Genomic DNA, 2,160 nt, shown 5'->3' with positions numbered 1-2,160 from the left:
TATATGGATCTTGCGGAACATACGGTCTGATTTGGTTATACATATCCTGAATAATAGGTTCCATATATCTTGCGTTAAACTGATTGTTCATAATCTCTTTTAAAAGACGTTGATATATTCGACGAAATGTATCTATATCAAGAATTCTTGCAGTTAATGTATTAAAGCCTTTAATACCAACATAATCCTCCTCCATCACCTTTCCATTTACATCTCTCCCCCATGTCGCATCATAATCCCACGGGATGATTTCAAATAGTCCAGTGTCTCCATTTCGGTACAAAGCATAATTGTGAACAAATCCATCAAAGTTTTGTGTGAAAATGACACCAGCCAGCCAGCGCAGATACTTTTCCACATCTACATATTTTACAATTTCCTTTTCAAAATCCACTCTTGGAATTGTATTAATATTGATAATTAATTCTTGTAAATATAATTCATCCTGAGCTGTCCCACATTTTTTTTGATAGCCCAATTCTAAGGATTGTTTAATTCCTTTATCTAAATCACTCATTAACGAGAAATTAGCATCTCCATCAACTGCATAAAAAATAGATCCTTTTGGCAGGTTTCTATTCTTCAAATAATGTTCATCTACTGATTCTAATTCTAGGTATATCCCCTCGTCCTTCCCATTCAAATTCAGGAAAACAAATTGGGATCTTGGTGATAAAGTTCCTATATCTGCAAAAAAATCTAATGATAATTTATTTCTTAGTAAAGATTTATCCTTATATTCAGCGTTTAAATGTACTTCTTTGGCATTGCGATAAGTATTTGGCTTGTAAAAGATTACATTATAGGACTTCTTCCGAAAATCTCGGATATGGGAGCCACGGTAAACGATATCAATATCGAGTTTTTTTCTGTTTATTGTTAACTTTGCACATACCGGATCATTGCACCAAATGTCTCTACGAAGTTCCATTAAATTTACAGGTGGAATAAAAAGCTGATATATAGGTATTTCCTTGTCAGCATTCATATAACCCTTCCCTTTCATTTTCATTTTAATTTATGAAAAAAAGCGAAAGATGCCACAAAAATAACTAATTTTTTTTAAAGGTTTTGCGATAATCAATAGCACATTACGTACAAGCAACATAGTTTATTATGGAAAAGGAGGATAAATATATGTCAAATATTTTTCGGGATATACAAAATGCGGTGGATAGGGCTAATTCTTTTGGGTTAAGTGACTTCATGTATCAGGACCCTCGTTCAAGAGCCCGTTCTACGAGGAAAAAGAATAGAAAAAGGCGCAGTACTCGTCGTTCACCACGCCGCACCAGCAGAAATCGGGCCACATGTAGCATTCAACGGCGCACCAGCAGAAATCGGGCCACGTGTAGCATTCAACGACGTACCAGCAGGAACCGTTCTACTTGCAGGTCTCATCGTCGCTCATGCTGGAGAAGGAGATGTACTTGCAATACTCAACTACGCTCTTGCTGGAGAAGGAGATCTACCTGCAGGACTGAACGACGTACTAGCAGAAATCGGTGTACCAGCAGAAATCGGCGCACCAGCAGAAATCGGCGTACTTTCAACAATCGGCGATGCCATAGAAGGCCTTCCTTTTGCTTCCGAAATAATTGTAGATGGAACTTTTAAATGCATGAATATTTTGAGGAGAAATCTTTAGAAGAGGCAACTTTAGAACGTTGAAAATATTTTTAAAGAGGTGATACTTTTTTATCACCTCTATTGTTGATGGATTATGAAAAAAATAACTAGCTTTTTTTAAACTACTAAAGAATCTTTCAAATCTCTCATGAACGATCACCCAATGTAGAAATCAGAATTACTACCATACGCATTAACGGCAATTTAACACATGCCCAATTAGGGGGCATGGACCACCTTCATTATTTTTGCACATTGAAAGTGCGCACCTTACAATGTAGTCAAAAAAAGGATCCTACCGGCTTTAAGACCGGCACGATCCATTTTAATTCTTATTTAACGGAGACCAATTCGAACTGTGCATATACATCCTTCAGCCCTGCTTGAATCGCTTGACCTGCCTTACCACGATAATACATTTGCACACGATCAATCAATTCTTCGATACCATCTTTAAGACAATAACCGCGAAGTAGTTGACGAATGTATTCCCTGCCATGTTCTGTAGCAAGGGTACAGGATGCATCAACA

Annotated in this window: 3 protein-coding genes and 1 pseudogene; 2 read left to right on the top strand and 2 right to left on the bottom strand. The window is 37.1% G+C overall.

Features of this window, described 5'->3' with window-relative positions:
• Positions 1-988: CotH kinase family protein (locus tag AC1DUW_RS26670; protein WP_477643910.1), on the bottom strand; the 988-nt coding region annotated here is incomplete at its 3' end.
• Positions 989-1,116: 128 nt separating this feature from the next.
• On the opposite strand from AC1DUW_RS26670, the pseudogene AC1DUW_RS26665 reads away from it, so the two are divergent.
• Together AC1DUW_RS26665 and AC1DUW_RS26660 are read left to right on the top strand one after the other, a co-directional pair.
• A pseudogene (locus tag AC1DUW_RS26665) lies at positions 1,117-1,191 on the top strand (hypothetical protein); the annotation flags it as partial.
• Between the two features lie 7 nt (positions 1,192-1,198).
• Positions 1,199-1,648 (top strand): hypothetical protein, encoded by a 450-nt coding sequence (locus AC1DUW_RS26660; protein WP_053345039.1) that lies wholly within the window; start codon positions 1,199-1,201, stop codon positions 1,646-1,648.
• Between the two features lie 313 nt (positions 1,649-1,961).
• On the opposite strand, the gene AC1DUW_RS26655 is transcribed toward AC1DUW_RS26660, so the two are convergent.
• Positions 1,962-2,160 (bottom strand): DUF3870 domain-containing protein (locus AC1DUW_RS26655; RefSeq protein ID WP_477643909.1); only part of this gene is annotated, 199 nt, incomplete at its 5' end.

The organism is Peribacillus sp. P4_C12 (assembly GCF_056402095.1).
This window is presented reverse-complemented; position numbering and strand designations above follow the sequence as displayed.